The following is a 23,984-nucleotide window of genomic DNA, read 5'->3' on the forward strand; positions in this document are numbered from 1 at the left end:
GGAAGGGTGAAGGTCATCCACTCCCCCACCCCACACACACGGAAGGACCTCACCCATGCCGTACATCCGCGTCACCCTCTCCGACCCCGGCCTGCCCGCCGCGCGGCGCACCGCGCTCGCAAAGGGCCTCACGGAGCTGGCCGTCTCCGCGCTCGGCAAGGACGCCGCCCGCACCACGGTGCAGCTGCACGCGGTCCCCGGCGGGCAGTACTTCGTCGCGGGCCTGCCGGTCGGCGACGCCACCGGTGCGCACGTGGAGGTGAGCATCACCGCGGGCACCAACAGCGCGGAGGAGAAGGCCCGGTTCATCGCCGGGGCCTACGCCCTGCTCCACGAGACACTGGAGCTCCTGCCTCCGCTCACCGGGGTCGCCCTCCACGAACTCCACCCGGAGAGCTACGGCTACAACGGCATCACCCAACTCGACCACTACCGCCGCGCGTCGCGGACCGCGGAGGCAAGGAGCAGCTGACCGTGGGATACACCTCGCAGGAAGAGTGGGACGCGCACTACCGGGACGGTTCGTCGTTCCGCCCGCTCGGCGACAGCGAGCGCGAGCTGCTCGCCGCGCACGTCCCCGCCCCGGACGGCGGTCTCGCCCTCGACGTCGGCTGCGGCCTCGGGGAGCTCGCCCGCCACCTCGCCTCGGTCGGCTACCGCACCGACGCGGTCGACTACGCCCCCGCCGCCGTCGCCGCCGCGAGCGCGGCCGACGGCGTCGGTGAACTCCCGGTGGAATTCCTGCGGTTCGACGTCGAGCGCGACGACCTCGCCGCTCTGCCGCACCCGGCGTACGACCTGATCACGTTCCGGCTCTCGCTCGCGTTCGTCGCCGACCGGACGCGGGTCCTGAACCGGCTGCGCGGGCAGCTCGGGCCCGGCGGCGCCCTGTGTGTGATCACGCCGGTCGCGGACGCCGTGCCGGAGGGCAGGCGGGACATCGCTCTCGACGAGGACGAGATCGACGTGCTGTGCGCGGGCTGGGGCAAGGTCCAGCGGTACGACGCGGAGGGGCTCGCCTTCCTGGTGCTGCGCGACCCCGCCCCCGCCCGGGTCGCCTTCCGCGGCAAGGGACGGCCGCGGCCGCACGCGCTCACGGGCGCCGGAGTCGTGGTCACCGACGCGGCGGGGCGGGTGCTGCTCGGCCTGTCCGTCGACGGTGCGTGGGAGCTGCCCGGCGGCAAGAACGAGCCCGGGGAGGCGTTCACCGCGGCGGCGGTGCGGGAGCTCGCGGAGGAGACGGGACTGCGGGCCGGGGCCGACGACGCACGGCTGCTCGCCGTCCTCATGGACGCCGTGGACGACATGCCCCGGGTGACCGCCGCCGTCCGCGTCACCGCGCACACCGGCGAACCGCGGGTGACGGAGCCGGAGCTGATCCGGCGCTGGGAGTGGCACGAGGTGCGCGATCTCCCCGCGCTCGCCCAGGCCCTGTTCACCCCGAGCGCCCATGTCATCGACACGGTCTGGCCGGGGCTGCTGCCCGGCCTCCCGCCCGTCCACCGGCACCTCGTGGTCGAGCACACGGACCGACGGACGGACGGGGAGCGGCACACGTGTGCCGTCAGGAATCGACCTTGACCGCCTCGACGACACACATCGGACCCGCCGTCTCCACGATCCCGGTGAGCCGGAATCCGGCGCCCGCGAGCAGGGCCCGCCAGTCCTCCTGGGTGCGTTCCCTGCCGTCGAGCATGCCCATCATGGTCAGGTCCAGCATCGTCGCGATCTCGGGCGCTGGGCCCTTGCCGAGGACGGTCTCGACGAGGTGGAGCCGCGCACCGGGGGCGGCGGCCTCGTGGACGCGTTCCAGGATGCGGGTGCTCTGCTTGTCGTTCCAGTCGTGGAGGATGAAGCAGGCGAGATACGCGTCGGCCCCCTGCGGAACGGCCTGGAAGAAGTCGCCGCCGCTGGTGTCGATCCGGTCGGCGAGGCCCTGCGCCGCAAGGGTCGCGGGCGCGGCCGTCACGACGTGCGGCAGGTCGAAGACGGTGCCCCGCAGCCGGGGGTGACGCCGCGCGAGGGAGGCGATGGCCGTGCCGTCGGCGCCCCCGATGTCGACGAGGTGCTCGACGTCGCCCAGGTCGATGGCGTCGAGGGCGTCCTGCCTGATGGCGCGCATCATGTTGCCCATCGCGGAGGTGAATCCCGCGACGCGGTCCGCGTCCTCGCCGAGCCAGTCGAAGAAGGGCTTGCCCAGCTCCCGTTCGGCGGCCGGGACCCCGTCGTGCAGCGTGGACCACAGCTGGGCGAAGGGCCGGTAGTGGGTCTCCATCCACATGAGGGCGATGTCGCGCACGGATTCGTCGGTGTCACCGCACAGCGTGTGGCCGAGCGGGCCGAGGGCCACCGTGTCCTGGTCCTCGTCGTAGGTGAAGACCTGTTCGACGGAGAGGGTGCGCAGGAGCCTGCGCAGCAGGTCGGGCCGCATGCCGGTGGCCTCGGCCACCTCGGGGACCTGGCGTGCTCCGTCGCGCAGCTCGTCGGCGATGCCCGCGCGGGCGGCGACGTAGAGGGCCTGGGAGATCTGGAACCCGCCGAGCAGGCGGAGTATGGCGACGGCCGGGGTGCGGGTGGTGGTGGCGGGGCCGGGTGCGCTGGTCGCAGTCATGATCGCATCCGTACCCCGCAAAGCGGTTCAAACCCCACTCGCGGAATTCCAGCCTCCGCCCGCGCCCTCCTTTGGCGTGAACCATCCGGAGTCCTCGCGAAGGTCCTCGCCCAGTCGCGTGAACCGCCCGGAGAACCGCCCGGAGAGGGGACGCGACGCGAACCCCTCTCCGGAAAGGCCGGGCCTGACCCGCGCGGCCGTCAGACGCGCGCGCCCGCCACCGGCGTCGCGGTGCGCGTGCGGTGCGCGAGGCTCGCCTTCCGCGTCGCGACGTCGACCGTGTACGCCTCCACGGTCATCGCCCGGTCCGACACCTTGAGCAGCATGAAGCCGTGGTCGGAGAAGTTCTGCCAGGTCGAGGGGTGATTGAAGTGGGCCTTGCCGTCGCCGGACTTGGCCGCGGCGCCGCAGACGATCTGCCGGGTGCCGCCGGTGCGCGCGGTGGGCTCCAGGAGCTGCAGCGTGTGGTCGTGCCCGGACAGGATCGCGTCGGCGCGCCCGCACACCACCTCCTCGTACAGCTCCTTGAGGTGGATGCCGCTGGTGTAGTTGCCGATCACGAAACCGTCGTACGAACCGGCGCTGCCGTGCTTGCCGTTGTTCAGGTACGGGTGGTGGCCCAGGACGATCTTCCAGCGGGCCCGCGACGCCTTGAGCGCGCCGTCGAGCCAGGCGCGCTGGTCGCGCATGTACGGACCGTTCCAGTAGTAGTGCGGGTCGGTCTGCATGACGTACGAGGTGACGGGATTGGTGTCGAGCGCGAAGAACTCCACCAGCGGGTCGCTCTGCGCTCCGTCGGCGGCGGGCAGCGCCACGTTGTAGTAGCGGCTCGGCATGTACCAGCGCCGCGAGCTCCTGGCGTACGAGACCTCGCGGTCGCCGCGCGAGGGGTCGCCGCCGCTGCCGGGGATGAGGCCCGAGCAGTCGTGGTTGCCGAGGACCATCAGCCAGGGCATGTCCAGGCCGGAGTTGGGGTCCTCGAACTTGCTGCGGAACTCCGAGTCGTGGTCGGACTCGGGACCGTTCTCGTAGATGTTGTCGCCGAGACCCACGGCGAGGCTGACGCCCTGCGCTTCGCACACCTCGCGCGCGGCGGCGGCGACCGCGTGCTGGGACTCCTCGCCGGTCCCGGCGTCGCCGGTGAGCAGGACCGCGTACTCCCCCGCACGGTTCGGTCCTGTCGGCAGTGGGAACTTCCCCGGCTCCTGCGCGCGGGCGGCCGCGGCCGCCCGCGTCTGTCCCGGCAGCACCGCGAGGGCCGCCGCCCCCGCCACCACACCGCCGAGCACGGAGCGCCGGCGCAGCGCCCGCATCTCCCTGACCCGCTGCCCCACGGAACCTTCCCCCAGGGAGGGGTCCCGCCGCAGCCACTCGTCCTCGGTCATGTCCGCGCTCGGCGGTATCAACTCGTCATCGCACATGGGAGGTTTCTCTCACGGGAGAGTGTGCCGTTGGTGGGGAACCAATGAACTCCTGGTGGACGTCCGGGGGCTTCGCGATCTTGTGAAACGGCCCGCACCGGGGGCGGGGTTACCGCCGGTACCGGTACGGGCCGTTTTCTCCTCGCGTTTCCCCCTCAGGCCGCCTCGACGACCTCCGTGCCCTTGGCGAACTGCGTCCGGTACAGCTCCGCGTAGCGCCCGCCGAGGTCGAGGAGTTCCTCGTGCGTGCCGCGTTCCACGATGCGTCCGGCCTCGACGACCAGGATCTGGTCGGCGGACCTGATCGTGGAGAGGCGGTGGGCGATCACCACGGCGGTGCGGCCCGCGAGGGCCTCGCCGAGGGCTTCCTGGACGGCGGCCTCCGAGGTGTTGTCCAGGTGGGCGGTCGCCTCGTCGAGGATGACGACCCGCTGGCGGGCGAGGAGGAGGCGGGCGATGGTCATGCGCTGGCGTTCGCCGCCGGAGAGCCGGTAGCCGCGCTCGCCGACCACCGTGTCGAGGCCGTCGGGCAGGGAGCTCACCAGGTCTTCGAGCCGGGCCCTGCGCAGCACGTCCCACAGGTCGTCCTCGGTGGCTTCGGGCCTGGCGAGAAGCAGGTTGGCGCGGACGGACTCGTGGAAGAGGTGGCCGTCCTGGGTGACCATCCCGAGCGTGGCCCGCATCGATTCGGCCGACAGGTCGCGGACGTCGACGCCGCCGATGCGTACGACTCCGGAGTCCGCGTCGTACAGCCGGGGAAGCAGTTGCGCGATGGTCGACTTTCCCGCCCCCGACGAGCCGACGAGCGCGACGGTCTGTCCCGGCTCGGCGCGGAACGACAGGCCGTGGAGCACTTCCTCGCCGCCGCGGGTGTCGAGCGAGGCGACCTCTTCGAGGGAGGCGAGGGAGACCTTGTCGGCGGACGGGTAGCCGAAGCTGACGTTCTCGAACTCGACGGCGGCCGGGCCTTCGGGCACCGGTACGGCGTCGGCCTTCTCCTCGATGAGCGGCTTCAGGTCGAGCACCTCGAAGACCCGCTCGAAGCTGACGAGGGCGCTCATGACCTCGACCCGTGCGCCCGCCAGGGAGGTCAGCGGCGCGTAGAGACGGGTGAGCAGCAGCGCGAGGGAGACCACGGCGCCCGCTTCCAGCGTGCCCTCCAGGGCGAAGTAGCCGCCCAGGCCGTAGACGAGGGCGAGCGCCAGGGCGGAGACGAGGGTGAGCGCGGTGATGAACGTGGACTGTGCCATGGCGGTGCGGACGCCGATGTCGCGCACCCGGTGGGCCCGCGCGGCGAACTCCGCGGACTCGTCGCCCGGCCTGCCGAAGAGCTTGATGAGGGTGGCGCCCGGCGCGGAGAACCGCTCGGTCATCCGGGTGCCCATCGCGGCGTTGTGGGCCGCGGCCTCACGCTGCAGCCGGGCCATCCGGGAGCCCATGCGGCGCGCGGGCACGATGAAGACGGGCAGGAGCAGCAGCGCGAGCAGCGTGATCTGCCACGACAGGGTGAGCATGACGGCCAGCGTGAGGACGAGCGTCACGATGTTGCCCACCACTCCGGAGAGCGTGTTGCTGAAGGCCCGCTGCGCGCCGATCACGTCGTTGTTGAGGCGACTGACGAGCGCGCCGGTGCGGGTGCGGGTGAAGAAGGCGACGGGCATGCGCTGCACGTGGTCGAAGACGGCGGTCCGCAGATCGAGGATGAGGGCCTCGCCGAGGTTCGACGACAGCCAGCGGGCGAGCAGCCCGATCCCCGCCTCGGCGAGCGCGATGACGGCGATGAGCAGGGCGTAGCGCACCACGGTCCCGGACTCGGCGCCGGTGACGATGGCGTTGACGACGTTCCCCGCGAGTACGGGGGTCGCCACGGCGAGCAGCGCGGTGACGACGCTCAGCAGCACGAACTGCCAGATGCGCCGCCGGTGGGGCCGCGCGAAGGCGCCGATGCGGCGCAGCGTGGCACGGGCGAAGGGGCGGCGGTCGTCCGGCTGGGCGTTCATGACGCTGTGCAGCTGGGTCCAGGCGGTGGTTTCCATGCTCATGCGGGGAACGTTAGGACCTCAATCAAACTTGAGGTCAACACCTTTCCCGAACGGGGGACGGGGCGGCTGCCGCCGGATCCCGACGGTCCGCCCCTCCGAGCCCCTCGGTCAACCGAGTTCGAGCGTGGTGACGCCGAAGACCCGATCCTCGGCGAAGTCCCTGACCGGGCCCGTATACATGCGGGCCGTGTCGAACGTCGGCTTCATGCCGCGCGCCTCGGCGAGGGCGACGGCCGCCGGGTTGCTCTCGGGCACGTCCATCGCGACGGGCGCGCCGTCCGCCTCCGCCACCAGCGCGTCCAGGAGCGCCTCGGCGTCCTCGCGGGTGTCCGCGAACAGCGGCCCGACGCGCCGTGCGTCGCGGCCCGGGCGGAGCACGCCGTACCCGGTCAGGCGCCCGTCGACGATGCGGGCGAGCGCGCGGTGCCCCGGCGCGGCGAGCCAGGACTCCAGGAAGCGCGGCCGGTCGGCGGGCAGGCAGGCGCTGTCGTACGCCATGAGGGCCCGCAGCCCCGCGGCCTCGACGGGTCGTACGTGCCGGTCGGGCACGTCGACGGCGGGCAGCGGGCCGACGTAGCGCAGGGTGCCGTGCCGCCGCTCGAAGCCGGAGCGGCGGTAGGTGTCCTGCTGGTCCGGTACGCCGTCCAGGCCCACGGTCCGCCCGCCCGCGTGCGCGATCCCGGCCTGCCAGGTGGCCAGGCCGTGGCCACGGCCGCGCAGGTCGGGCCTGACGAGGTAGAAGCCCAGAAAGGCGTACCGCTCCCCGTAGTTGACCACCGAGACCGCGGAGACCGGCGCACCGTCGACGCGCCCCACGAAGAACCCCTCGGGGTCCTGCGCGAAGAACGAAGGGGCGTCGGCAAGACCCGGGTTCCAGCCCTCGTCCGCCGCCCATCCCGTCACCACACGCCAGTCGTCGAGCGTCGCCCGTGAGACCACGAGCCGCCCGTGGGCCGAATCCGTCATCGCTGCACCCTTCTGATCCGACACGGTGCGCCGTGAAGAACCGCACCGGGTGCATCCTGCCCGAGCCGAGGTCAGCCGATGCCCGCCACATGACGGTCGCGTGCCGCGCCCAGACCGGCCACGACCTGCGGCACGAGCAGGACGCACAGCAGCACGAGCGGCACCGTCCAGCTGTGCGAGGCGTCGTGGACCGCGCCCAGGACGGTGGGCCCGGTCGCCGCCAGGATGTAGCCGAAGCACTGGGACATGCTGGACAGCTGTGCCGCGTGCCGCGCGTCGGGCGCGCGTTGCACGATGAACAGGAGCGCCAGGCTGATGGCCGCGCCCTGGCCGAGGCCGAGCAGGATCATCCAGAGGTAGGCGCCGCCGACCGGCGCGGCGAGCAGCCCCGCGAAGCCGAGCGCGCAGAGCACCGCACCGAGTACGGCGAGGGTGCCCGAGCGCAGCCGCCGGCCGACGACGACCGGGGCGAGGAAGGACCCCACGATGCCGAGCAGCGACGAGAAGGAGAGCATCCAGCCCGCGTCGCCCGCGCTCATCCCCGCGTCCTGGAACACGGTCGGCAACCAGGCGGCCGCCGCGTAGTAGTTGAGGGACTGGAGTCCCATGTACGCGGTGACCTGCCAGGCCAGCGGGGAGCGCCACAGACCGCGTACGGGATGTGCCGCCTGTCGCGCCGCCGCCGCGCTCACCCGCGTGCGCGAGCGGATCTGCGGCAGCCAGACGAGCAGCGCGATCGCCGCGAGCGCGCCCCAACAGGCGAGCGTGGTGCGCCAGTTCATGCCGCTCGCCTGCTGCACGGGCAGCGTGACACCGGCCGCGAGCGCGGCGCCGCCGAACAGCGACATGGAGTACAGGCCCGTCATCAGACCCGCCTTCGCGGGGAAGTCGCGCTTGATCAGGCCCGGCAGCAGAACGTTGGCGACGGCGATGCCCGCGCCGATGACGACCGTGCCCGCGAAGAGCGCGAATACCGAGTCCAGCAGGCGCAGGGCCGTGCCCGCGCAGATCAGCGCCATGGTGCCGAGCAGCGAACGCTCCATGCCGAAGCGGCGGCCGAGGCGCGGCGCGACGGGCGCGAGCAGCCCGAAGCAGAGCAGCGGCAGTGCGGTGAGCAGGCTGGTGGCGGCGGCCGACATGCCGCTGTCGTCGCGGATGGTGTCGGCGAGCGGCGAGACGGCGACGAGGGCGGGGCGCAGGTTGAGCGCGAGCAGGACGACGCCGACGGCGAGGTAGAGGGCGCGGCGCCCGGTCGGCAGGGTCCGGGTGGAGCCGGAGCCGTCGGCGGCCACCGCCGTGTCGGCGGGTACGTCCGTGTCGGGCCGTGCCCGCACGACGGCGTGGGTGTCCTCAGACATGAGCCGCTCCCCCGGTGTGCGTGCCAGCACCCGTGCCGTCGTCGGTGCCGTCCTGCGGCTGGTCTCGCAGCGCGGCCATGCCTTCGGCGAGGTGGGCGAGCACGGCCGCCTCCGCCGCCTCGGGGTCCCGCGCCTCGATGGCGTCGACGATCGCCTCGTGGGCGTCGAGCTGGTGGCGGACCGAGTCGGGCACGGGCGCGGCGACGACGGATTGGAGCGTCTCGCGCAGCGCGTCGCTGAGGTGCCCGTAGAGATCGGCGAGGACGCTGTTGTGCGCCGCGTCGGCGACCGTGCGGTGGAAGGCGACGTCCGCGTCGATGAACGCGGCGATGTCGCCGCTCCGCCAGGCGCGGTCGCGCTCGACGAGGGCGGCCCGCAGGGTGGCGAGGTCGTCCTCCGTGCGGCGCGCGGCCGCATGGCGCGCGGCGTCCCGCTCCAGGCTGGCCCGCACCTCGTACGCCTCCAGGGCGCCCGCGCGGCGGAGCCTGCGCTGCACGGCGGCGCCGAAGTCGCTGCTGGCCCGCACATAGGTGCCGTCACCCTGGCGGGGCTCCAGCATGCCGGTGTGCACGAGCGCGCGGACGGCCTCGCGCACGGTGTTGCGGCCCACGGCGAGCTGCTCCACGAGCAGCGGTTCGGCCGGGATCTTCTCGCCGACCTGCCACTCGCCGTCGGAGATGAGGCTCTCCATCTGCGCGATGACCAGGTCGACGAGGTTGGTCCGTGCGGCACTGCGCAGCGGCATGGGTCGGCACCTTCTCTCTCTTGAGCTAAGGGAAACATGGGAACATCCCATGTTTGTGGGTGTCAAACAGGGCCGCCGCCCGCCCGGGCCGACCCACCCACTGTCCGCATAGTGGACACCCGCCAAGCTTTACCTTCCACGCCGAGCCGCACCCGGCCCGCCCATCCGTCGAACTCCCAGGGAAATCGACCCAGTTGAGGGCCTGATTTGCCCGGCGAATTCACAGTGAAGACGCTTCTCGGCCACCGAAGCGCCTGATTCCGCCCCTGGTCTAGACCTTGACAGGTCCAGACCACCTTCGCTTGAGTCACCGGCAACCCCCTGGCGGCACCGGGCCCTCCCCCTGCCCGCCCTTAAGGAGAGTTGGCATGATCAAACGAATCACCGGCTTCGCGGCCGCGCTGGCCGCCCTCGGCACGATGATCGTCCTGGGTCCGGCCGCCACTACGGCGTCCGCCGCCGATTGCGCCGCACCGTGGAACTCCTCGTCCGTCTACACGGGCGGCAAGTCCGCCTCGTACAACGGACACAACTGGACCGCCAAGTGGTGGACCCAGAACGAGACGCCGGGCCGCGCCGACGTCTGGACGGACTCGGGCGCCTGCGGCGGCGGCACGGACCCGGGCAACCCCGACCCGTCCGGATTCCTCGTCACCGAGGCGCAGTTCAACCAGATGTTCCCGAACCGGAACCCGTTCTACACGTACAAGGGCCTGACCGACGCGATCAGCGCCTACCCCGGCTTCGCGAACACCGGCAGCGACACCGTCAAGCGCCAGGAGGCGGCGGCGTTCCTCGCCAACGTCAACCACGAGACGGGCGGCCTGAAGTACGTCGTCGAGCAGAACCAGAGCAACTACCCGCACTACTGCGACAAGACCCAGCCCTACGGCTGTCCGGCCGGACAGGCCGCCTACTACGGGCGCGGCCCGATCCAGCTCAGCTGGAACTTCAACTACAAGGCCGCGGGCGACGCGCTCGGCATCGACCTGCTCAACAACCCGTACCTGGTCGAGCAGAACCCGGCCATCGCCTGGAAGACCGGCCTTTGGTACTGGAACACCCAGAGCGGTCCGGGCACGATGACCCCGCACAACGCCATGGTCAACGGCGCCGGTTTCGGTGAGACCATCCGCGCCATCAACGGCACCCTGGAGTGCAACGGCGGCAACCCCGCCCAGGTCCAGAGCCGCATCGACAAGTACAAGGCGTTCACCCAGATCCTGGGCACCACGCCGGGCGCGAACCTGAGCTGCTGACACCGCTAAGCGGCTCAGCCCCCTGAGCCGCCGGGACCACGGCCGCGCGCCCTTCCACGCGCGGCCCGCCACCGCCGGGCGGACCCGCTCCCACGGGTCCGCCCGGCCTCCCGGTCTCCGGGAACCTCACCTCAAGCGAGCGGCTCGAGACGGAACACCGGATGCCCCGCCGACTCGGCGGCGAACGCCTCGTCCGTCGACTCCTGGGTCACGTCGAAGTAGGCCCGCGTCACGGGCACTTCGCGCACGTACTGCCGGAGCACCGGCACGCTCTCCTCGGGCCCGAGCTCGACCACCCGCACACTCTCCGACCTGCCGCCGCGGCTGAGGCCGATCTCCCCGGCCGCGCGCGCGTTGCGCACCCAGTCGCCCACTCCGTAGGCGGCGACGACCCAGCGCTCACCCCCGGCCGACATCACGTCGACCGGAGTGGCGTACAGGCGCCCGGACTTCCTGCCGCGCACGGTCAGGATGTGCCGGTACCCCTTGCCGATCCCGAACCGGGTCATCGCATGGAACACCCGGTTGATCATGCGCGTGCCGGATGTCACGCGGTACGTCTTCGCCATCGCCCCTCCTCGTGTCGAACGCTCGGAGCTTACGTCGCGGACAGCAACTGGACCGCGCCGAGGCGGGCTTGACGGGCCGCTTCCGGCGATCCGGTGATCGCGGCGGTCGTCATGGCGCCCTCGGCGAGCAGCACCAACGGGCCGACGGCTCGCGCGGGCCCGCCCGCGGCCGCCACCAGAGCGGCCAGATACTCCCGGAACGCGGCCTTGTGCGCCCGTACGGTGTCGGCCACCGCCGGGTCCACGGCGCCCAGTTCACCGAAGGAGTTGATGAAGGCGCAGCCCCGGAAGTCCGGCTCGGCGAACCACGCGTACAGCCAGTCGTAGACCGCGAGCACGCGCCCCTCGGCGTCCTCCGTGCCGTCCACGTACGCGGCGAGGTGCTCGCGCCAGCGCCGGTCGCGGCGCTCCAGGCAGGCGCGCACCAGCTCCGACTTCGAGGGGAAGACCTGGTAGAGCCGCTTGAGGGAGACGCCGGAGGCGGTGCGCACCTGATCCATGCCGACCGCCTGGATGCCGCGCTCGTAGAAGAGCCGCTCGGCGGCGTCGAGGAGCCTGGTCTCCGCTTCGGCGTGCTGCATGGAGCCTTCCTCCTCGGCTGACCGGTCGAGTCCTCGATCGAGAACGTACGTTCTCTCAGGCTACTACGCGTTCGGTCACACCCGCACCGTTGCGCGAGAACGACCGTTCTCCTATCGTGGCAGGCCCCGAGGGAGAACGACCGTTCTCCCTCTCACCAAGGAGACCCCCATGCCCACCCCCGCCCGGCCCCCCGTCCCGCCCTTCACCCGCGAGACCGCGATCCAGAAGGTCCGCCTCGCCGAGGACGGCTGGAACAGCCGTACCCCCGAGAAGGTGGCGCTCGCCTACAGCGAGGACTCCCGCTGGCGCAACCGCGCGGAGTTCGTCACCGGGCGCGATGCCATCGTCGGCCTCCTCTCCCGCAAGTGGGCCCGCGAGCTCGACTACCGGCTCGTCAAGGAGCTGTGGGCGCACGACGGCCACCGCATCGCGGTGCGCTTCGCCTACGAGTGGCACGACGACTCGGGCCAGTGGTACCGCTCGTACGGCAACGAGAACTGGGAGTTCGACGACGACGGCCTGATGCGCGCCCGGCACGCCTGCATCAACGACTTGCCGATCGCGGAGTCCGACCGCCTCTACCACTGGCCGCTGGGCCGCCGCCCCGACGATCACCCGGGGCTGACCGACCTCGGCCTGTGAGGGGCGTCCGCCGTCTTGCGCGGGTGCCGGTGCCGGTTCAGGGTCGGAGGGGAGGGAACCCGATCCTGGGCCGCACCACGCACCCCGAGGAGGAACGGCATGCCCATCGCCACGGTCAACCCCGCCACCGGTGAGACGCTCAGGACGTTCGAGCCGCTGACGGCCACCGGGATCGAACGGCGCGTCGGGGCCGCCGATGCCGCGTTCGCCGTCCACCGCGCCACGTCCTTCGCCGAGCGCGCCGGACTGCTCCACCGGGCCGCCGACCTGCTTGAGGAGGACACCGCCGACATCGCCCGCACGATGACGACGGAGATGGGCAAGCCCGTCAAGGCGGCCAGGGCCGAGGCGGCCAAGTGCGTCAAGGCCATGCGCTGGTACGCCGAGCACGCCGAGGCGCTCCTCGCGGACGAGCACCCGGCACCGGGCGACGTCACGGACTCCGGCGCGGCACGGGCCGTCGTCCGCTACCGCCCGCTCGGCGCCGTCCTCGCCGTGATGCCGTGGAACTTCCCGCTCTGGCAGGTCGTGCGCTTCGCCGCGCCCGCGCTCATGGCGGGCAACGTCGCCCTGCTCAAGCACGCGTCGAACGTGCCCCAGACCGCCCTCTATCTGGAGGACCTGTTCCGCCGCGCGGGATTCGCCGAGGGCTGCTTCCAGACGCTGCTCGTCGGCTCCGACGCCGTCGAGGCCGTCCTGCGGGACGGGCGGGTGGCGGCCGCGACCCTCACCGGCAGCGAACCCGCGGGCCGCGCCGTGGCCTCGGCCGCGGGCGACGAGATCAAGAAGACCGTCCTCGAACTGGGCGGCAGCGACCCCTATCTCGTCCTGCCGAGCGCCGACGTCGCGCGCGCCGCCGAGACCGCGGTGACCGCGCGCGTGCAGAACAACGGACAGTCCTGCATCGCCGCCAAGCGCTTCATCGTGCACGCCGAGGTCTACGACGCCTTCCGCGACCGGTTCGTCGCCGGGATGCGGGAGTTGACGGTCGGCGACCCGATGGACGAGGACACCGACGTCGGCCCGCTGTCCAGCCGCGCTGGCCGCGACGACCTGGAGGAGCTCGTCGACGACGCCCTTGCCCAGGGCGCCACGGCCCTGTGCGGCGGGCAGCGCCCCAAGGAGCAGGAGCGGGGCTGGTTCTACTCCCCCACCGTCCTCGCCGACATCACTCCGGGGATGCGCATCCACCGGGAGGAGACGTTCGGTCCGGTGGCCACGCTCTACCGCGTTGCGGACCTGGACGAGGCCCTCGCCCTCGCCAACGACACGCCGTTCGGGCTGAGTTCCAACGTATGGACACGTGACGACGCCGAGGCCGAACGCTGCGTACGGGACCTCCAGGCGGGCGGGATCTTCTTCAACGGCATGACCGCCTCCCACCCCGGCCTGCCCTTCGGCGGCGTCAAACGGTCCGGCTACGGGCGGGAGCTCGCGGGCCACGGCATCCGCGAGTTCTGCAACGCCACGACGGTCTGGTACGGCCCCGATGGCGTCCGTGGCCGACCCGCCGGACGCGACGCCGTGGGGCCGTGACGAGACGCCGGAGGAGCGCGCCGACCGGCGCCCTGATCGGCCCCGTCTCCTTCCACCGCATCGTGTCGGGCCGCAGGATCAAGCCGCAGGCCGTGGTCTGGGCCTCGCGGCTGACCCTGGCCGGGCTCGTCCTCCTGCTCGGCACGCTGACCTCGGCGCTGCTGCTCGTCCTGCGGGTCGCCACCGGCAACGCCGTCGTGCCCTGGCTGGTGGCGGGCGTGGTCGCCTGGTACCTGCTGTGCTGGTTCGTGCTGCCCGCCTGGGCACGGCACCGGTACACGACGCCCGGCTGACCGCCGAACTCCGTTCTCCCCTACGTCAGTTGTCGACCTCGTTGCCGATGTAGAGGTCGGCGAACGCGGTCGCGGCGCTCTGCGAGCCGAAGAGCCTGCGCAGCCGGGCGGCCGCGGTGCCCGCCTTGAAGGGGTCGCCCGACGACGTCCCGTGCAGCACCTCGGAGAACCACTCCGAGAACTCCTCGTACTGCCACACCCGGCGCAGCGCGGCATCGGAGTATCCGCGCAGCCCGCTCCCGTCGCCCCGGGCGCAGTGGGCGACCAGCGCGTCACCGAGCAGCAGCGCGTCGTGCAGCGCGAGGTTCATGCCCTTGGCGGCGATCGGCGCGGCGAGGTGCGCGGCATCGCCCGCGAGGTGCAGCCTCCCGTACGACATGGGCTCCACGACGTAGTTGTGCATGTCCAGGACGCGCTTCTCGATGAGCCGCCCCTCGGTGAGCGGCCGCGCCCCGGCCGCGTCGAGCCTGGTGCGCAGCTCGGACCAGACCCGGTCGTACGACCAGTTGTCCGGGTCGTCGCCGGGCGTGCACTCCAGGTAGTAGCGGGTCATCCGCGGGCCGCGCGCCATGTGGGCGGCGAAGCCGCGGGGGTGCAGGCCGAAGACGACACAGTCGCTGGACGGCGGCGCCTCGGCGAGCAGCGCGAGCCAGCCGATGCCGTAGTCGTGCCGGGCGACACTGACGCGCTCGGCGGGCAGGCTCGCCCGGGTGACGCCGCGCGCACCGTCGCAGCCCGCGACGGCCGCGCAGTCGATGCGCAGGCGCTGTCCGGTCTCCGGGTCCGTGTACGAGACCGCAGGGCGGTCCGTGTCCATGCCGTGCAGCGCCACCTCGCGTACGCCGAACCGGATGTCGCCGCCCGCGCGGTCCGCGTAGGCGCGCACGAGGTCGGTGACCAACAGGGGCTGGGGATAGACGAAGTGGCGGCGCCCGGACAGTTCGCCGTAGCGGAACGTGTGCCGCTCCCCCGCCCACCGGAACTCGCACTCGTGGTGTGCCTGCGCGCGAGCCATGATCCCCTCGGCGAACCCCCGCTCCTCCAGGGCCCGCACCGCCCACTCCTCGACGAAGCCCGCGCGAGGCCGTTGCTCGATGAACTCCCTGCTCTCCGTCTCCAGCACCACGCAGTCGACGGACGCGGCACGCAGGATGTTGGCGACGGTCAGACCGGCGGGGCCCGCGCCGATGACGACGACGAGTGAACGGCGTTCGGGGGCACCGGGCACGGCGGGTACGGCAGATATGGCGGAGCTGGGGAGCGAGGCATTGGTCACCCGGAGAGTATGACGGGCGTCGTACGACCCCGCGCACCCAACTGCCCGGTGTGGGACGGGAGTCCGGAGGGTGGGTGGCGGAGGGCCTCTGGCGGCGGACACCCGGCCGTGTTCCTATGTGGCTGCTCGTCCATCCGGCCACTCCAGTCTCACACGGGATGTGAACGCATGTTACGAACCCTGCGCGCCCTTGGTCTCGCCGTTGTCCTGGCGGCGGGCATGACCGTCGCCACCGCCCCGTCCGCCGGTGCGGACAGCCTCACACCCGTCGGCGGCGGCAGCGGGATCATCTTCCGGCTGAGCCCGACTCCGGAGGCGCCCCAGAGCTACTACATCTGTACGCTCACCGCCGTCGGCCGTGACGCCACCGGCAACCTCGTCGGCCTGACCAACGCCCACTGCTTCATCGACGACAAGGGCAACAAGCTGGTCGGCGAGAAGGTCTACCTGGACAGCTCGCCCGCCGGGACCGCCGCCGCCCCGGCCCCGATCCCCGACAGCCGTCCCGACCTCAAGACGGGCAGCATCGGCACGGTGACGCATGTCAGCACACCGAACAACCTGCTCAACACCGGTCCCAAGGGCCTGGATTACGCGGTGATCGACCTGGACGAGAGCAGGGTCGCGCCCACCACCACCGTCGGTTCGGTGACCATCACCTCGGTCGGCGCCCCGCCCGCCAACGGCACGCGCATGTGCGAGCAGGACCACCGCACCGGCCTCACCTGCGGCATCAAGCTGGGCACCAACGGCATCTGGTTCAACCACCTCATCTCGACCGACGGCGGCGACTCCGGCGCACCCGTCGTCAACGGCCAGACCCTGGTGGGCAACGCCTTCGGCGCCCAGCACAGTTCGCCGATCCTGAGCATCATCGACGAGATGAACGCCAACGGCGGCGTCGGCGCGGGCTTCCACCTCGCGTCCTGACACACCCGCTACCGGGACCCGGCCGCCCGGTGGACACCTCCCGGGCGGTCACGGGACGTCGAGCAGAACCTTCCCGACGAGGCCCTGTTCGAGAGCGGTGTGGGCGTCGGCGACGCGGTCGAGCGTGAAGCGGTGCAACGGCAGTCCGGCCTCCGCTCCCACCCGCAGCGCGCCTGCCTCCACGGCCGCCGCGACGTCGGCGACGGCGTGCTGCTTCGCCACCGGCGGCACGGTGTAGACGAAGACGCTCTGCCAGCGCAGGTTCGCCGACAGCGAGGAGAGCACCGGGACGGTCAACTGCTCGCCCTCGCCACCCGAGTAGTAGGCCACCACGGCGCCCGGTGCGGCCACCGCGATGCCGAGGGCGGCGTTGGCGCCCGGTGCGACCTCCACGACGATGTCGACGCCCTCGGGGGCGAACGCCAGGATCTCCGCCGCCGCGTCCTGCGTACGGTAGTCGACCACCTCGTGGGCACCGGCCGCGCGCGCGAGCGCGGCCTTGGCGGGGTTGCTGACGGTGGTGACCACACGTGCCCCGGCCCATCGGGCGAGCTGGATCGCCGCGTTGCCGACGGCACCGGCACCACCCGCCACCAGGACGGTCACACCCCGCAGGCTTTCGGGTGCGATGCGCCCCGGTCCGCCGTCGTGAACGGTCAGCGCGCGGTGCGCGGTCAGGGCCGGGATGCCCAAGGACGCGCCGAGTTCGAACGGGGCGTGGTCGGACAGGGCGACGGCGTGCCGGTCGGGGACCAGCGTGTACTGCTGAGCCGTGCCCCAGGGCCGCTCCCACGCGGCCTCCCAGAGCCACACCCGCTGCCCGACCCGCGCCGGGTCGACCTGCGGGCCGACGGCGTCGATCACCCCGGCACCGTCCTGGTGGGGCACCTGCTCGCGCATGCCCTGCGGAAGGGCGCGCCTGCGGCTGCGCCAGTCGGTCGGGTTGACGCCGGAGACGTGCACCCGGACACGTACCTCGCCGGGTCCTGGCTCGGGGACCGGACGCTCGACGAGTCGGAGAACCTCCGGGCCACCGGCCGTCGTCCGGATGACGGACTTCATCGCTTCACCTGTCTCTCACTCACCCTGCGGATCACACCTCCTGTGAACTCCCACCTCGGGGCCGAGTATTCCAAGATCGAACGGGCGCGCTGGAAGGCGTTCGCCATCGGGACGTTTCCCAGGTCCGTGGCGGCGCGGATGCGGGGGACGTCCTGCTCGGCGAGGATGCGGGTGCCCTCGGCGAGGAGGTCGTCGGCGTAGCCGTTGCCGCGGTGCGCGGGCAGCACCGCGAGGTGACCTGACGGCGGCACACGGCTGGCACCGGATCAATCACACCCCGCTGCCCGTGATCTGCGTGGTTGACCCCGCGGCCGACGCCCTGAGCGGCGAGGACAGTTGGGCCTGGCACTCCGCCGTCGCCACCAAGGTGGTGGAGAGCGGAGAAGCGTGGATCAGCCCGGTACGGCTTGCCGGGCGCGCCGCACTGCGCATGTGCCTCACCAGTCATCTCACCGGGGCCGACGACCTGACCACACTGGTCGACGAGCTGGACGCGGCGCGCCACGCGGTCGGAACTCCTGGCTGACGCCCGACGGTGGCGGTGGCCGCCTCCGCCGTCGGGCTCCGCGATCAGGCTTCGCCGAAGGTCCGCCGGTAGGCGCCGGGCGTGGTGCCGAGATGGGTACGGAAATGGCGGCGCAGGTTGACCGCGGAGGCGAGGCCGACCCGGGTGGCGACGGTTTCGACCGGCAGGTCGGTCTGCTCCAGGAGGACCCGTGCCGCCTCGATGCGCCGACCGAGCAGCCACTGCCCGGGGCTGGTGCCGAGCTGTTCGGCGAACCGGCGGGCGAGGGTCCGGCTGGACAGTCCGGCCCGTTCGGCGAGGCGGTCGAGGGTCAGCCGGGTGTCGAGCCGGTCGGCGGCCCACTCCAGCAGGGGCGCCAACGACTCGTCCGCCCGTGCTGGTGCGGGCTGTGCGGCGTACTGGAGTTGGCTGCCCTCCCGGTGCGGCGGCAGGACCATGTTCCGGGCGATCCGCGCGGCGTACGCCGCGCCGTGGTCGCCGCGCACGAGGTGCAGGCACAGGTCGATGCCCGCGCCGGTTCCTGCGCTGGTCGCCACGTCGCCGTGGTCCACGAAGAGCACGTCCTGGTCCACCGCCACCTCGGGGTGGGCGGCGGCGAGTTGGGCGCTGCTGCGCCAGTGGGTGGTGGCGCGGCGGCCGTCGAGCAGTCCGGCCTGCGCGAGGACGAACGCCCCCGTGCAGATGGCGACGATCCGCGCCCCGCGCCGGTGGGCGGACCGCAGCGCGTCGGTGACGGCGGACGGCACCGGGGCGCCGGGCGGCTGCCAGCCGGGGACGACCACGGTGTCCGCCTCCGCCAGGGCCGCCAGACCCGCGTCGACGAGCATCGCGAAACCTGCGGTGGTCCGCAGGGGTCCTGGGCGCTCGGCGCAGGTCAGGAAGGTGTAGCGGGCGGGCTCGTCCGGCAGGGCCGCGCCGAAGACCTCGGCGGCGCAGGCGAGTTCGAAGGGCGACTGGGGCGGGTTGAGCAGCGCCACCACCCGATGCGGATCCATGGCAGGAATATACCCATGGGTGTCTTTCTGGACTCTCGGCCGGGAGCCCGGCTCCGGTCACAGTGGTCCCATGAGTGAAACCACCGAAACGACAGTGCTGAGGACCGCGGTTCAGGTGGACGGCGAAGCGGCCAGCTACCTGACCGTGGAGCGGGACGGCCCGGTCGTACTGCTGCTGCACGGCACGTACTGGAGCCGGGTCTGGCTCCCGGTCATCGGCCGCCTCGCCGAAGCGGGGCTGCGGCCCTTCGCGGTCGACCTCCCCGGCCTCGGACGCTCGGGAGGCGAGCTCACCCCGGCAACGGCCACGGTCCCCGCCCTCGCGGACTGGGTGGCGCGGTTCGCGTCCGCGCTGCGGCTCCCCGGGCCGATCGCCGTGGCGGGCCATGACATCGGCGGCGCCATCGCCCAGCACCTCCTCGTCCACGGCCAACTGGACGTACGCCGCCTCGCCTTGGTCAACTCCGTCCTCTACGACTCCTGGCCCGCTCCTCATGTGGCCCGGTTCCGGGGCTCGGGGGCCGATGCGGGGACCACCGTCGACGACGTTCTCGCCGCCCGCCGCGAGGCGGTGACGTCAGCGCTGGCCGGTGTCGCCGGCGAGCAGCTGATCGCGGACTACGTGGAGCCGTGGACCGATGCGCGGGTGCGCCGTTCCTGGATGACCATGGCGGGCGCGGCCGACAGCCGCTACACCTTGGAACTCGTGCCCGCGCTGCGGCGGTCCACCACACCCAAGTTGCTGATCTGGGGCGAGGACGACCGGCACGAGCGGGTGGAGTACGCCGAGCGGTTCACCGCGGAGATCCCGCACACCACCCTCATACGTATCCCGGCCGCGGATCACATCCCCACGGAGAACGCACCCGACGCGATCGCCCACGCGCTCGTCGATTTCTTCACCCCGCAGAGCTCGTAGAGCCCGTGGAACCCGTGGAGCCCGCAGAACCCTTAGAGACCGAGCAGAGGTCAGGCCCCGACCCAAGCAACCGTGGTCAGCGCTCCCAGGGTCGCGCCCGCCACGGTCTGCCACACGGTGTGATACCTGAGGGCCACTCGGGACCAGCACACCACCACGGTCGCGGCGTACCCCACCAGCCACCACGGGCTGTGTACGACAGAGAGCAGTGCGACCACGGCCGAGGCGACCGCGGAGTCGACGGAGATCTTCCAGACCGTGTTGACGCTCAGCAGCGCGACGGTCATCACCCACAGCGCGACCATGGCTCTGATGACGTCCGACGGGGCGTGCCCCCATGTCATCAGGAGTGCGCCGGTCCCGACGGAGGCCAGGATGACGAGGAAGATGGGGGCGCGCTTCGTCCGGTCCACCACGTGGCGGTCGCCCCAAGTCCCCCGTTTCCGTTCGAACTCGATGTAGGCGGCGGGCACCAGTCCGGCGCAGAGCGCGCCGAGAAGTCCCCATGCCAGACCGGCGAGGCCACCCGCGACGGCGCCGATCCCGAGCATGCCGGACACGAGCACGTTGCGGGGCTGCAGGGCATTGGTGACGGCGCGGGCGACGCCGCTCCCTGACGTCCTGGCGCCGAGCCTGGCTAGGGGCGAATTCATTTTCGTCCTTCATTCATCGAGCAACCCCAGAAACAGCGAGAAGGCCGTATCGAATTACTCCGATACGGCCTCCGACCTGCATAGACGCCGGTCGGGACGACAGGGTTCGAACCTGCCGACCCCACCCTACCGTCAGGCAGACCGCATCGACTTGGCTGCCTGTGAAGGTGAAGTCCCCGCTCTGAGGTGAGGGTCAGCTGTTGACCGACAGCTACGCGGACCTGATGGCCACCGCGCTGCTGCCGTACTCCGGCCTCGCACCCCAAGCCCTCCGGCTGCGGTGCGTCGGCGTACTGGGCGCGGCCGAGGCGATCGCCGCGGAGCTGAACCGGGAGCGGGCAACCGACGACGAAGTGGTCACCGCGTTGACCGACCTGATCGTGGGCGGCCTCGATGCCAGGGCCGCCCGTTGGGCCCTGAACGGAAAGGCATCCAGATCGGGGGCTTCGTAATGCCTTCGTCGTCCTGGGTCTGTGCCGGACAGCCGAACTGGCGCAGTTCCTCTCGGAGGAGGACTGCCCCGGGGATCGACGGGGCGTGCGTGAGACGGCGACTTGCTTCTGCGGTGACGGAGTGGAGGACGATCGCCACGGGGATCATCGAGGGTGCAGCCCGGCACCTGATCGCCGACCGTCTCGACATCACCGGAGCCCGCTGGGGTGGCTGACATCTCCGATGAACTGATCAAGCTGGAACGTCCCGTCGAAGAGGCGCGCAATCGAGTAGTCGGGTACAAGAAGGCCCTCGACGAGAGTCGGGGGCTTCGCTGTGTCAGCCGCGGGAACAGCCGAAGGGGGCACCTCCGGCCGGACTGGGCTACTCCGTGAAGTTCTTCAGCTCTATACCTGTGCCACCGTGCCCCTCGATGCGCAACTGGTACCTGTTGTTGTTGATGTCGTGTTCGAACTTGCCGCAGCCTGCGGCGCCCCCGTCGCTGACCTCGTCCAGCTTGCGCCACTTGTTGACCGGGTAGACCAACCACATGTAGAGGCTGCCGGTCACTCCGTGACCGTTGGCGTAGGTGTCGCAGACCTTGAAGCTGTCGGGTTCCTCATCCTCGTGCTTCATGTATCCCATCTTGTGCCCGCCGTGGTTGAGGGTCACGGTGGTGTCGTCCGCGTAAGCAAGGCCGCTGAACCCGACGACAAGTGCGCTGGCGGTGCCCAGGGACAGGCCGATTCTGCCTGCTCTGGAGAGCGATTTTCCGCGCTTCACTATCTGCTCCTTCGCCTGTGTCGCATGCCGGAGGTCGTCTCCGTAGCTACGACGAGGCAGCGCGGCTGTTTGTGAGGTGAAACCCAAAGGGCGTTCAGGCCAAGGTGGGCACGGTCGAGTGGCGGCTGTATGTCGCTTCCGCACCCTGCGGACGTGGCACGCCCTGTAGGTCGACCGGCTTGACGAGGCCATCGCCGCCGAGCGCCGTGAGGCCGAACGAACCCACGGCGAGCAGGCCCGCCCTCCCGGTCCGAACTGACGCGTCGAGCGAAGCATCGGCCAAGGCGCCCCGCCCGTCGAAGTGCGCTCGGCCTGCTGGACTAGTCGGGGGCCCGTCTACGGCGGCGTATCCGGTACGTCACCCAGATCCCCAGACCGATGAGAGGGAAGAGGACGATGCCGACTCGCGCGATGGCGGTAGCCCCTGCTATCAGGAACACAAGGAGCAGTTCCCATATCGACGGATCCGGATCCACGTCTCGCTCCCCTGAAGGCCACAGCATGCCGGTGCCAGTCCAGACGCTGGAATGCCGACGCCGGTTCCTCGGCATGCTGGAGTGACCCGCCCGCCGGATCTGGTGGTCGACGGGTGACGGTGCGCGGGCAGACTCGCGGCCTGGCGCACGACGACGCCGACCGAGGCTCATCGGCGCAGCATCTGCCGACCCGCCCCGGCGGAGGTATCTACGCTACGCCAATGAGCATGGACTGGGAGAAGTGGGCGGCCGTCGTCGGCGCTGGTACGGGAATCGTCGGCATGGTCACCGGTGGGCTCGGGTTGAGGGCGGCGGGGAAGAGCAACGGCATTGCTCAGAAAGGGAACACCATCGCTCGGGACGCGAACGACATCGCCCTTGACGCGAACCGCAAGAGCGATGTGGCGAATCAGATCTCCCACGAAGCTCTGGCCCTTTCCCAGCATCAAGATCAGCGTGAGACCGAAGCGCACGACGTTCGGTGGGAGGGTGATTGGATCGCGCCCGGCCAGTATGCGTTGACGACCCATGGGGTGCACTCTGCTCACGATGTGGCTGCCCAGGTGACGGTCGATGAGGAGTCTGTGCGGGTGGAGCGCGCCGTCGTGGCGCCCGGTGAGCAGATCATCTTCGATTTCCCCGAGGCTCGCCGGGTGTACGGGGAGGAGTTGCGGGAGCACCGGCGGCTCAGCCAGCAGCAGCGGGCGTTCCGTGTTTACGAGCCTCTACAGTTCCGTTCCCACTTCATCGAAGAGTGGGCGCAGTGGAAGACGGCTCTTGGCGCGGTGAAGAGCCACGAGAGCAGGAGTGGGCTGAGAACCCTCGGGGACTTCGACTAGGGCTGATCCTGTCGGTCTGGCTGGCTGACTCGCTGACTCGCTGAGTAAAACCAGGTGCGGCCGGTCGCCACCGTGGTGTGAGATGCGGACATGACGATCGTTCTGAACGAGCCCGGAATCGACGAGTTGACCGGGGCAGTGGATGCCCTCCGCGTATGGCAGGACGACCGTACGCCGCTGCAACTCCATCCGGGAGACCTCGGCTGGGCCTGGGCGCTGGGTGCGGAGAGGCTGGCCGCGGACGTCCGCACCTGGAGCGTGGACGGACGGATCGTTGCCGTCGGGTACCTGGACGGCCCTGATGTGCTGCGCCTGACGACCGCGCCGGACCTGCGACAGGACGGTGATCTGGCGCGCCGGTTGCTGGCGGACCTCAATGATCCGGCGCGCGGGGTCCTGCCTCCCGGGCAGGTCGGCCTCGAAATCCCCGACGGCGCCCTGCTGCGCGAGGTCCTCTTGGAGGCGGGCTGGAATCTTGACGAGCCGTGGACGCCGCTGCGCCGCGACCTCGCCGAGCCGGTGAAGGACTCCGGCCTGCGGATCGAGGTGGCCGGTCCGGAGACGGCGGGGGTGCGGACGGCGGTGCACCGCTCGGCGTTCGGCAGCTCGAAGTTCACCGAGGAGGTCTGGCACGTCCTCGCGGCCGGGCCGGTCTATGCCGACGCCCGCTGCCTGATCGGCTACGACGACCAGGACAACGCGGTGGCCGCGGCGACGGTCTGGTCGGCCGGGCCCGGCAGGCCCGGCCTGCTGGAGCCGGTGGGCGTGCACGCCGACCATCGCGGTCGCGGCTACGGGACGGCGATCAGCGTCGCCGCCGCGGCGACGCTGCGTGAAATGGGTGCGTCGAGCGCCATCGTCAGCACCCCGAGCTCGAACGCCGCCGCCGTCGCCACCTACACGGCGGCTGGATACGAGCCGTCGTCCGAACGGCTGGACGTCAGCCGACCTGCCTGAAAATGATCAGTCGGCGGCATCGGACAGGCCGCGTCGCTGACCCTGGCGGATTCAGACCGCCACGCCTCCGGTCTCATCGCCACACGGCTACGGTGAAGGGCAGACCTGCGAC

24 protein-coding genes and 2 pseudogenes are annotated in these 23,984 nt (G+C 71.4%); 12 read left to right on the plus strand and 14 right to left on the minus strand.

The window, feature by feature from the left end; genetic code table 11:
- The first annotated feature begins 55 nt into the window (after positions 1 to 55).
- Together CP970_RS03345 and CP970_RS45750 are read left to right on the plus strand one after the other, a co-directional pair.
- Entirely contained in the window at positions 56 to 472 is a 417-nt protein-coding gene (locus CP970_RS03345) for a tautomerase family protein (protein ID WP_055545164.1), read from the plus strand.
- Positions 473 to 474: 2 nt separating this feature from the next.
- On the plus strand, positions 475 to 1,581 hold the full coding sequence (locus CP970_RS45750) for a bifunctional class I SAM-dependent methyltransferase/NUDIX hydrolase (protein WP_055545163.1): 1,107 nt from the start codon (positions 475 to 477) through the stop codon (positions 1,579 to 1,581).
- Here CP970_RS45750 and CP970_RS03355 read toward each other — a convergent pair.
- From CP970_RS03355 to CP970_RS03380, 6 genes are all read right to left on the minus strand, one after another.
- Positions 1,565 to 2,611 (minus strand): methyltransferase, encoded by a 1,047-nt coding sequence (locus CP970_RS03355; RefSeq protein ID WP_055545162.1) that lies wholly within the window; start codon positions 2,609 to 2,611, stop codon positions 1,565 to 1,567. The two genes, CP970_RS45750 and CP970_RS03355, sit on opposite strands and share 17 nt — an antisense overlap.
- 200 nt (positions 2,612 to 2,811) lie before the next feature.
- On the minus strand, positions 2,812 to 4,032 hold the full coding sequence (locus tag CP970_RS03360) for a metallophosphoesterase (protein ID WP_079043313.1): 1,221 nt from the start codon (positions 4,030 to 4,032) through the stop codon (positions 2,812 to 2,814).
- A gap of 155 nt (positions 4,033 to 4,187) precedes the next feature.
- Positions 4,188 to 6,074: an ABC transporter ATP-binding protein gene (locus CP970_RS03365; RefSeq protein WP_055545161.1), complete on the minus strand. Its 1,887-nt coding sequence runs from the start codon at positions 6,072 to 6,074 to the stop codon at positions 4,188 to 4,190.
- A 108-nt stretch (positions 6,075 to 6,182) separates the two neighbouring features.
- Entirely contained in the window at positions 6,183 to 7,040 is an 858-nt protein-coding gene (locus tag CP970_RS03370; RefSeq protein ID WP_055545160.1) for a GNAT family N-acetyltransferase, read from the minus strand.
- 71 nt (positions 7,041 to 7,111) lie between these two features.
- Complete coding sequence (locus CP970_RS03375) at positions 7,112 to 8,398, minus strand: CynX/NimT family MFS transporter (protein ID WP_079043312.1); 1,287 nt, start codon at positions 8,396 to 8,398, stop codon at positions 7,112 to 7,114.
- A complete protein-coding gene (locus CP970_RS03380) occupies positions 8,391 to 9,143 on the minus strand; it encodes a FadR/GntR family transcriptional regulator (protein WP_055545159.1) in 753 nt (250 codons plus the stop codon). The genes CP970_RS03375 and CP970_RS03380 overlap by 8 nt, the downstream gene beginning before the upstream one ends.
- Positions 9,144 to 9,511: 368 nt before the next feature.
- On the opposite strand from CP970_RS03380, the gene CP970_RS03385 reads away from it, so the two are divergent.
- Positions 9,512 to 10,402, plus strand: a complete 891-nt coding sequence (locus CP970_RS03385) for a glycoside hydrolase family 19 protein (RefSeq protein ID WP_150492933.1) — start codon at positions 9,512 to 9,514, stop codon at positions 10,400 to 10,402.
- Between the two features lie 131 nt (positions 10,403 to 10,533).
- Here CP970_RS03385 and CP970_RS03390 read toward each other — a convergent pair whose 3' ends face one another.
- Positions 10,534 to 10,971: a nitroreductase family deazaflavin-dependent oxidoreductase gene (locus CP970_RS03390; RefSeq protein WP_150492935.1), complete on the minus strand. Its 438-nt coding sequence runs from the start codon at positions 10,969 to 10,971 to the stop codon at positions 10,534 to 10,536.
- Between the two features lie 29 nt (positions 10,972 to 11,000).
- Positions 11,001 to 11,552: a TetR/AcrR family transcriptional regulator gene (locus CP970_RS03395; RefSeq protein ID WP_150492937.1), complete on the minus strand. Its 552-nt coding sequence runs from the start codon at positions 11,550 to 11,552 to the stop codon at positions 11,001 to 11,003.
- A gap of 169 nt (positions 11,553 to 11,721) precedes the next feature.
- On the opposite strand from CP970_RS03395, the gene CP970_RS03400 reads away from it, so the two are divergent.
- From CP970_RS03400 to CP970_RS03410, 3 genes and pseudogenes are all read left to right on the plus strand, one after another.
- Positions 11,722 to 12,195, plus strand: coding sequence for a nuclear transport factor 2 family protein (locus CP970_RS03400; RefSeq protein ID WP_150492939.1), 474 nt, complete (start codon positions 11,722 to 11,724; stop codon positions 12,193 to 12,195).
- Between the two features lie 99 nt (positions 12,196 to 12,294).
- Positions 12,295 to 13,731: an NADP-dependent succinic semialdehyde dehydrogenase gene (locus tag CP970_RS03405; RefSeq protein ID WP_055544391.1), complete on the plus strand. Its 1,437-nt coding sequence runs from the start codon at positions 12,295 to 12,297 to the stop codon at positions 13,729 to 13,731.
- A 17-nt stretch (positions 13,732 to 13,748) separates the two neighbouring features.
- A pseudogene (locus CP970_RS03410) lies at positions 13,749 to 14,024 on the plus strand (DUF6328 family protein); the annotation flags it as partial.
- 25 nt (positions 14,025 to 14,049) lie between these two features.
- On the opposite strand, the gene CP970_RS03415 reads toward CP970_RS03410, so the two are convergent.
- On the minus strand, positions 14,050 to 15,252 hold the full coding sequence (locus tag CP970_RS03415; RefSeq protein ID WP_055544392.1) for a 4-hydroxybenzoate 3-monooxygenase: 1,203 nt from the start codon (positions 15,250 to 15,252) through the stop codon (positions 14,050 to 14,052).
- Positions 15,253 to 15,468: 216 nt separating this feature from the next.
- On the opposite strand from CP970_RS03415, the gene CP970_RS03420 reads away from it, so the two are divergent.
- Entirely contained in the window at positions 15,469 to 16,230 is a 762-nt protein-coding gene (locus CP970_RS03420; protein ID WP_055544393.1) for a chymotrypsin family serine protease, read from the plus strand.
- 48 nt (positions 16,231 to 16,278) lie between these two features.
- Here CP970_RS03420 and CP970_RS03425 read toward each other — a convergent pair whose 3' ends face one another.
- Both CP970_RS03425 and CP970_RS03430 read right to left on the minus strand, forming a co-directional pair.
- Positions 16,279 to 17,292 (minus strand): NADPH:quinone reductase, encoded by a 1,014-nt coding sequence (locus CP970_RS03425; protein ID WP_055544394.1) that lies wholly within the window; start codon positions 17,290 to 17,292, stop codon positions 16,279 to 16,281.
- A pseudogene (locus CP970_RS03430) lies at positions 17,289 to 17,522 on the minus strand (GNAT family N-acetyltransferase); the annotation flags it as partial. The gene CP970_RS03425 and the pseudogene CP970_RS03430, both read right to left, overlap by 4 nt.
- A gap of 56 nt (positions 17,523 to 17,578) precedes the next feature.
- On the opposite strand from CP970_RS03430, the gene CP970_RS03435 reads away from it, so the two are divergent.
- Complete coding sequence (locus tag CP970_RS03435; RefSeq protein WP_055544396.1) at positions 17,579 to 17,818, plus strand: hypothetical protein; 240 nt, start codon at positions 17,579 to 17,581, stop codon at positions 17,816 to 17,818.
- 44 nt (positions 17,819 to 17,862) lie between these two features.
- Here the strand turns inward: CP970_RS03435 and CP970_RS03440 are convergent, their stop codons facing one another.
- On the minus strand, positions 17,863 to 18,813 hold the full coding sequence (locus tag CP970_RS03440; protein WP_055544397.1) for a helix-turn-helix domain-containing protein: 951 nt from the start codon (positions 18,811 to 18,813) through the stop codon (positions 17,863 to 17,865).
- A gap of 70 nt (positions 18,814 to 18,883) precedes the next feature.
- On the opposite strand from CP970_RS03440, the gene CP970_RS03445 reads away from it, so the two are divergent.
- Positions 18,884 to 19,732 (plus strand): alpha/beta fold hydrolase, encoded by an 849-nt coding sequence (locus tag CP970_RS03445; RefSeq protein WP_055544398.1) that lies wholly within the window; start codon positions 18,884 to 18,886, stop codon positions 19,730 to 19,732.
- Between the two features lie 50 nt (positions 19,733 to 19,782).
- Here the strand turns inward: CP970_RS03445 and CP970_RS03450 are convergent, their stop codons facing one another.
- Positions 19,783 to 20,385: a phosphatase PAP2 family protein gene (locus tag CP970_RS03450; protein WP_055544399.1), complete on the minus strand. Its 603-nt coding sequence runs from the start codon at positions 20,383 to 20,385 to the stop codon at positions 19,783 to 19,785.
- Between the two features lie 200 nt (positions 20,386 to 20,585).
- Between CP970_RS03450 and CP970_RS03455 the strand changes: the two genes are divergently transcribed.
- The gene (locus tag CP970_RS03455; RefSeq protein ID WP_224058197.1) at positions 20,586 to 20,837 is read left to right on the plus strand and encodes a hypothetical protein; all 252 of its coding nucleotides are present in this window, start codon (positions 20,586 to 20,588) and stop codon (positions 20,835 to 20,837) included.
- Between the two features lie 364 nt (positions 20,838 to 21,201).
- Here the strand turns inward: CP970_RS03455 and CP970_RS03460 are convergent, their stop codons facing one another.
- Positions 21,202 to 21,600, minus strand: coding sequence for a hypothetical protein (locus CP970_RS03460; RefSeq protein WP_055544400.1), 399 nt, complete (start codon positions 21,598 to 21,600; stop codon positions 21,202 to 21,204).
- Positions 21,601 to 22,297: 697 nt separating this feature from the next.
- Between CP970_RS03460 and CP970_RS03465 the strand changes: the two genes are divergently transcribed.
- Complete coding sequence (locus CP970_RS03465; RefSeq protein ID WP_055544401.1) at positions 22,298 to 22,915, plus strand: hypothetical protein; 618 nt, start codon at positions 22,298 to 22,300, stop codon at positions 22,913 to 22,915.
- A 90-nt stretch (positions 22,916 to 23,005) separates the two neighbouring features.
- The gene (locus CP970_RS03470) at positions 23,006 to 23,872 is read left to right on the plus strand and encodes a GNAT family N-acetyltransferase (protein WP_055544402.1); all 867 of its coding nucleotides are present in this window, start codon (positions 23,006 to 23,008) and stop codon (positions 23,870 to 23,872) included.
- Positions 23,873 to 23,984: the final 112 nt, after the last annotated feature.

The organism is Streptomyces kanamyceticus (genome assembly GCF_008704495.1).
Classification (GTDB): Bacteria; Actinomycetota; Actinomycetes; order Streptomycetales; family Streptomycetaceae; genus Streptomyces; species Streptomyces kanamyceticus.